The organism is Streptomyces sp. NPDC059010 (assembly GCF_042740355.1).
Lineage (GTDB): Bacteria > Actinomycetota > Actinomycetes > Streptomycetales > Streptomycetaceae > Streptomyces.
In genome coordinates this window covers 262,207-268,188 of sequence record NZ_JBHYJA010000001.1, presented here as the reverse complement: position 1 = coordinate 268,188, position 5,982 = coordinate 262,207, and the positions used below count along the sequence as shown (strand labels likewise).

Below are 5,982 nucleotides of genomic sequence, written 5' to 3'. Positions count from 1 at the left end.
ACCCGCGCGGGGGCGGGCTCACACCCCCCCGCCCCGCCCACCCACACCCGCCCTTCGCCCACCGCGCCGGTCTCGGGGGGTGGGGGGGGGGCCCGCGCGCCCCCCCCCCCGCGCCGTATCGCCGAGGCGGGCCGGTTCGGCATCCCGGCGATGGCCCACGAGGAGTGCCTGGCGGGCTTCACGGCCTGGCAGGCCACGGCGTATCCGGTCCCGCTGGCCTGGGGAGCCACCTTCGACCCCCCGCTCGTCGAGGAGATGGCCCGGCGCATCGGCCAGGACCTGCGCTCGGCCGGTGTGCACCAGGGTCTGGCCCCGGTCCTGGACGTCGTACGCGATCCGCGCTGGGGCCGGGTCGAGGAGACCATCGGCGAGGACCCGTACCTGACCGGCACGATCGGCGCCGCGTACGTCCGGGGCCTGGAGTCGGCCGGGGTCGTCGCCACGCTCAAGCACTTCGCCGGGTACGCCTCCTCGGCGGGCGCCCGCAATCTCGCACCGGTGCGGGCGGGCGTCCGCGAGTTCGCGGACGTCACGCTCCCCCCGTTCGAGATGGCGCTGCGCGAGGGCGGGGCGCGCTCGGTGATGGCGGCGTACAACGAGACGGACGGCGTACCGGCCTCGGCGGACCCGGCGCTGCTGACCGAACTCCTGCGTGAGCAGTGGGGTTTCACGGGCACGGTGGTCGCCGACTACTTCGGCATCGGCTTCCTTCAGACCCTGCACCGGGTGGCGGGCAGCCCGGCCCAGGCCGCGCACACGGCGCTGGCGGCCGGCATCGACGTAGAACTCCCTAGCCTGAAGTGCTACGGAAAACCGCTGGTCGAAGCGGTCCGGGCAGGCGAGGTCCCGGAGGAACTGGTGGACCGCGCGGCCCGCCGGGTGCTGCTGCAGAAGTGCGAGCTGGGTCTCCTGGACGAGGGCTGGGACCAGGGGCCGACGCCGTCGCACCTCGACCTGGACTCCCCCGGGAACCGTGCCCTGGCCCGCCGGGTGGCCGAGGAGTCGGTGGTCCTGCTGGACAACCCGGACGAGGCCCTGCCCCTCCCCCCGGACGCCCGTGTCGCGGTCGTCGGCCCGCGCGCGGCGGACGCGCTGGCGATGCTGGGCTGCTACTCCTTCCCGTCCCACGTCCTCACGCACCACCCCGAGGTGCCGATGGGCATCGAGATCCCGACCCTCCTGGAGGCCCTGCGCACCGAACTCCCCGACGCCAAGGTGACGTTCGCCGAGGGCTGCGGGGTGTCCGACCCCGACACGGCGGGCATCGAGGAGGCGGTGGCGCGGGCGTCGGAGGCGGATGTCTGCCTCGCCGTACTGGGCGACCGGGCGGGCCTGTTCGGGCGGGGCACCTCCGGCGAGGGCTGCGATGTGACCGACCTCCGACTGCCGGGCGTCCAGGCCGAGTTGCTGGACGCGCTGATCGCGACCGGCGTCCCGGTCGTCCTGGTCCTCCTCACCGGCCGCCCGTACGCACTCGGCCGCTGGCACGGCCGGCTGGCCGCGGTCGTCCAGGCGTTCTTCCCGGGGGAGGAGGGCGGCCCGGCGGTGGCGGGAGTGCTGTCGGGCCGCGTCAACCCGTCGGGACGCCTGCCGGTGAGCGTGCCGCAGGTGCCCGGGGGCCAGCCGTGGACCTATCTCCAGCCCCCGCTGGGACTGGCGGGCGAGGTCAGCAACCTGGACCCGACCCCGCTGTACGCCTTCGGACACGGGCGCTCGTACACGTCGTTCACCTGGTCGGACTTCACGGGCGAGGAGGGCGGACCGGCGCCGGAGATCGGCACGGACGGCTCGTACGACGTGTCGGCGACGATCCGCAACACCGGCGACCGGGCCGGCGCGGAGGTGGTCCAGCTGTATCTGCACGACCCGGTGGCCTCGGTGACCCGCCCGGACGTGCGGCTCATCGGCTACCGGCGGGTGGAGTTGGCGCCGGGTGAGGCGGCGCGGGTGACCTTCCGCTTCCACGCGGACCTGTCGTCGTTCACCGACCGCTCGGGGCGGCGGGTGGTGGAACCGGGCGCACTGGAGCTGCGGCTGGCGGCATCCAGCGCGGACGTGCGGCACACGGCGCGGCTGACGCTCACCGGTCCCTTGCGGGAGCTCGGCCCCGACCGGCGGCTGCGGTGCGAGGCATCGGTGTCCGGGGTGGGGTGAGCCGCTTCGCCCGCAGTACGCCCCCGTCCCCCGGACGTCCCCATTTCCGCTACGCCATGCCGGGCGCCGCTCGCCGCCCGGACCCCCGCACTCCGCGCACCGCAGGGGCGTTCACGCGCGGATACCGCAGAATCCGGCCGAGCGGAATGTGATCCTCGCCGTTCCGGAGATCTCCGATTTCCACGGCGAGTTCGCGTTTCTGTTTTATTGACGCTCTGTCGGGGCGGCAGTACAAGTCGCCTACGACATCCACGGCCGTGGCCCCGTTCGACACCTGAATTGTCGCGGGGCGGCTGGAGCGTCCCGTGCGGGGGCACGGGACGAAAGGGGGAGCAGTCATGGGCCTGCGCATCACCGTTGACATCTTCTCGGGGCGCACCAACCCCACCTGGGAAATCCAGGACGCGGACCAGGCGCGCGATCTGATTCGGCTCATATCGCGCAACCGCTCCGGGGTCGCCGAGATTTCCAGCGGTTTCACCGGGCTGGGATTCCGCGGCATCCAGGTGGAGATCACCGACGACCTCGACACGGCGGGTCTGCCGCCGAGGTTCGAACTGGCCGGAGGCGGCGCACAGGACCCGTTCGCGAGCGCGGAGGTGGCCGAGCAGCTGCTGGCGACGATGCCGGTCGGCGAGGGCGACGAGGGTGACGAGGCAAGCGCCGCGGGGGCGGACACGGCGGGCGGCGAGGAGACCGGCTGGCCCGAGGAGTTCCGGGAGGGCGTACGGCAGGAGATCCGGCACACGACGCGTGAGGGCGCGGGCGGGGCGACGACGATCGAGCCCACCGAGTCGGGGAACTTCTCCGAAGCCGGTGCGCTGGAGGTCGAGAAACTGCTCCAGACGCTCGTTCATCCCGCAGCGCCGACCTGCTCCTACGACGTCACACCGTTCAACCCGGGGTTCTGGAACCGCCCGGACACCCAGCCGTACAACAACTGCTACAACTTCGCGGTCAACCGGCGCACCAACACCTTCGCCCAGCCCGGACGCGCGCACGGCTACACCATCCCCGGCACGGTGCGCTGCAACGAGGTCTCCACGGGAGCGCTGCGCGACGGTCTGCGGACGTGGGGCAACTGCCAGCCGGCCGGTTCGCTGCGCTATGTGGTGGCGCTGGTCACCGGCACGATCTTCGGCCGACGCGACTACCACTGGTACCGCCTGCACCCGGGCGGCATCTGGGCCCACAAGCCGGGCGGCACCCCGGCCAGGAACGTCGACAACTCGAACAAGCTCATCACAAACCCGTACACCTGCGACCGGGGCGGCTACACCGAATGGTGCGGCCTTTTCCAGACCCACCAATCGATCGTCATCCGCTGAATTGCGAGTGAGCGACATGTCATCATCCACCGGAGATCCAGCAGCCGAGACAACCAAACCCGCCGAAACACTCATTCCCGCCCCGGAGACCGCGGATTATCCGGAGACCGGAGTGGAATCCGCCGCTTATCTCACCGAGCCGGAAACCAATGGCCATCGGGAAGTCGGTGAGATCGCGGTCGCGGACATCACCGGCGAGCCGATCGCCGCGGCTCCCGCAGCTTTCCATCTCACCCGCGGCCGCTACCGCAGTACCGGCCTCCGCATACTCGAACTCAGGGTCGACGTGGACGGCCCCGGCACGCTGCGGAAGGTCAGCGGCGACTTCTTCACCTCCAGCGGCAGCACCACGAGTTATGCGGGCTCCTTCATCGTGGACGCCCCCGCCGTCACCGTGTCACCGCAGCAGGTGGTGATCAGGGGGCAGGGACGCTTCAGCGGCCCGACCCCGTTCCTGTTCCCGTTCGTGGAGGTGACCATCCCGCGCCGGCCGGTCGTCCAGCCGCGCGCCGCCGCCGTCGTACGGTTCATCAGGCCGCCCAACTTCGTGGGCGTCACCTACGTCTGCTCGTTCCGCTCGGCGTACTTCCGTACGGTCCAGTGGGAGCAGGACTCGGTGACCGGCAAGGTCCCCTTCGTGTCGTACAACACCGGATCGCTGCCGCAGCCGCCGGGCAGCCCGGCCCGGGTGCTGACCGTGCCCAGGGCCTTCGCCGAGGCCGGCATCGACCTCGTGGTGGGCGGCGCGGCCAACGTCCTCGGCGACAGCCAGAACGGCTGGACCATCGCGGAGCTGCACGCCGCCATGCAGACCAACTTCAGTCTGTGGCGCAACGTCCCGCAGTGGATGGTGTGGCTGCTGGTCGCCAGCCGCTTCGAGGGCAACCCGGGTGTCCGCGGCATCATGTTCGACGCCCAGGACGCCTTCCAGCGGCAGGGCTGTGCCGTGTTCTACGACCTGATCCAGGGCATGGATCCGGAGTCCCAGCGGGCCCAGCTGCGGACGTATGTGCACGAGCTCGGGCACGCCTTCAACCTGCTGCACTCATGGCAGAAGGACCTCGCCACTCCCCCGGCGCCGCTCGGCCCGAACCGCGGTTTCGGCGACCTGTCGTGGATGAACTACCCGCAGAACTACGACCCCGACCCGGCCCCACCGAACCCGGAGGGCGCGGCCGCCTACTGGAGGGCGTTCCCGTTCAGCTTCACCGCCGCCGAGCTGGTGCATCTGCGGCACGGCTTCTACCGGGACGTGATCATGGGGGCCAACCCCTTCGGCAGGGGCGCGGCCGACATCGACCCGGACCTGTTCGACGAACCCGTCGTGGACGAGTCCGGGCTGGTGCTGGACCTGCGCGCGACGAAGCCGACCTATGCGTACGGTGAACCCGTCGTCGTGGAGCTCCGGCTCAGTACGACCGATCTGCGCGGCCGCTCCGTGCACGAGTATCTCCACCCGGACTACGAACTGGTCAGCGTCGCCATCCGCCAGCCGTCCGGCCGTACCGTGCTCTACCGGCCGCTGATGCGCCGCTGCGTCGACGCCGAGGCCACGACCCGGCTGCATCCCGAGCGGAACCCGGCGGTGTACGCGAGCGCGTATGTGGGCTACGGCCAGGACGGGCACTACTTCCAGCAGCCGGGCACCTACCAGCTGCGCGCCGCCTATGTGGCCGCGGACGGTTCCCGCATCGTCTCGCCGGTGCTGCGGACCGTCGTCCGCCATCCCCGCAGTGAGAGCGACGAACAGGTCGCCGAGCTGATGCTGGGCGAGGAGCAGGGCACGCTGTTCGCCCTGCGCGGGTCCGACTCGCCGTCACTGCGGGCCGGCAACGACGCGCTCCAGGAGGTCGTCAAGCACCATGGCAAGCACCCGCTCGCCGTCTACGCCCGCATGGTCCAAGGGCTCAACGCCGAGCACGAGTTCAAGTACCTGACGGCGGACAAGGCCGCCCTGAAGGTGCGTTCCCCCGAGCCGAAGGAGGCCATCGGCCGGCTCACTGCCGTCGTCAAGGCCACCACGGAGGGCAACGGCGTCGACGACATCACCCTCAACATGGTGATGCGCCGTCTCGCCCGCGCCCACGCCCGCGACGGCGACCGCAAGCAGTCGGACGGCGTCCTGAACAGCCTCGTGGAACGCTTCGACTCCGGGGTGTACCGCCCCCACGTCATCGAGACGGTCCGCCGCCAGGTCGAGGAGACCAGGCACAGCATCGACGACGAGTTCGGCGGCTGACCGCCCGTCAGCCCACCGACTCGAACCGCCATCGATGAACTGCCCGGGCCGCCAGACCCTCCCCGGGCTCGGGCAGTTCGGGCAGCTCGGCATCGTACGGCGCATCCCACCAGGTGATGACGAGCACCCGGTCCTGGGGGGGGCGGGCCCCCCCCCCCCCCCCCGCGCGGGTGGGCGGGCGGAGGGGCGCGGGCGCGCGGGCGCGGGGGGTGGCGGACACCGCGCGCGGCCGCGCCGCGCCACACGGAGCGAGCGGGGGCG

Annotated in this window: 3 protein-coding genes and 1 pseudogene; 3 read left to right on the top strand and 1 reads right to left on the bottom strand. The window is 71.7% G+C overall.

From position 1 onward, the window contains the following. Nucleotides 1-105: 105 nt before the first annotated feature. From ACFWYS_RS01380 to ACFWYS_RS01370, 3 genes and pseudogenes are all read left to right on the top strand, one after another. Nucleotides 106-2,154, top strand: a pseudogene (locus ACFWYS_RS01380) (glycoside hydrolase family 3 N-terminal domain-containing protein); the annotation flags it as partial. A gap of 338 nt (nucleotides 2,155-2,492) precedes the next feature. Then, entirely contained in the window at nucleotides 2,493-3,482 is a 990-nt protein-coding gene (locus ACFWYS_RS01375) for a hypothetical protein (RefSeq protein ID WP_384761918.1), read from the top strand. Between the two features lie 112 nt (nucleotides 3,483-3,594). Beyond that, a complete protein-coding gene (locus ACFWYS_RS01370; protein ID WP_384761916.1) occupies nucleotides 3,595-5,721 on the top strand; it encodes a hypothetical protein in 2,127 nt (708 codons plus the stop codon). A gap of 7 nt (nucleotides 5,722-5,728) precedes the next feature. Here ACFWYS_RS01370 and ACFWYS_RS01365 read toward each other — a convergent pair whose 3' ends face one another. After that, entirely contained in the window at nucleotides 5,729-5,941 is a 213-nt protein-coding gene (locus ACFWYS_RS01365) for a hypothetical protein (RefSeq protein ID WP_384762224.1), read from the bottom strand. Between the last annotated feature and the right edge of the window lie 41 nt (nucleotides 5,942-5,982).